At 48.2% G+C, this 784-nt stretch carries 1 protein-coding gene; it reads right to left on the reverse strand.

All coding sequences use genetic code 11. The features are described from left to right. Window positions 1–784: hypothetical protein (locus tag WFK85_RS23370; RefSeq protein ID WP_442892915.1), on the reverse strand; the 784-nt coding region annotated here is incomplete at both ends.

Here is a 784-nt window from a genome sequence, read left to right on the forward strand (position 1 = left end):
TAACATGGCCAGCCGGTAACGAATTCAACAGCAGATTTCTGGCTTCTCTTCCGTTTTCCGTTTTATAACCCGGTAAGGTGAGAGAAACCTCCAGCGGTATTTTTTCTCCGGTGGGGGATGTTGTTTCACGTAACGCACAGGCCCCATCCAAATCATACTCACAGCGCATATTGACAGTGAAGCCGGACGTGGACGACAGGGTGAAGGGGACCTCCTGACTCAGGGTATCAGGGACACGCCCACCGTTTGCCCACTGGCTCCAGCCGCCTTTCGGGGCCAGACTGACCTTGATCAATTCCGCGTCGGAAGGAAACTTCACCTGGAAGGCATGACGTACGGTCGCCTTTATTTTTATTCTAATTTCAGTGTCAGAGGTTGTTACGGCATGAAAGTCAATATCTTCGCCTTCACCAACGGTATAAACCACTTCACCTTCGTACTCACCGCTATAAACACCTAATGGATTGGGTGTTTCTAACGTATAGCCAAAGCTAAAATCGGCAATACGAACATCACCCTGAAAAGAGCCACTAAGCTCCCTGTAGCAGGTCAGCTTTTTTTCTGGCACTCCCCATCCATATCTGTACCAATGCATATAACCAACGCCAACCCGCCCTGAGCACCCGCCCTGAGGATAACGGCCCACGCCGTTCATTGCACTAGTTATGTTATATCCATCTATCGAATTGTGTTGCACACCAAAAAAAGCCAGACGAAATACCCCTGTAATTTGATTCCCTGTTTTATCATCTCTTAAAACAATATTCCTTGTCGTGCCATCAAG

The organism is Cedecea sp. VD22, assembly GCF_037150195.1.
Taxonomy (GTDB): domain Bacteria; phylum Pseudomonadota; class Gammaproteobacteria; order Enterobacterales; family Enterobacteriaceae; genus Cedecea.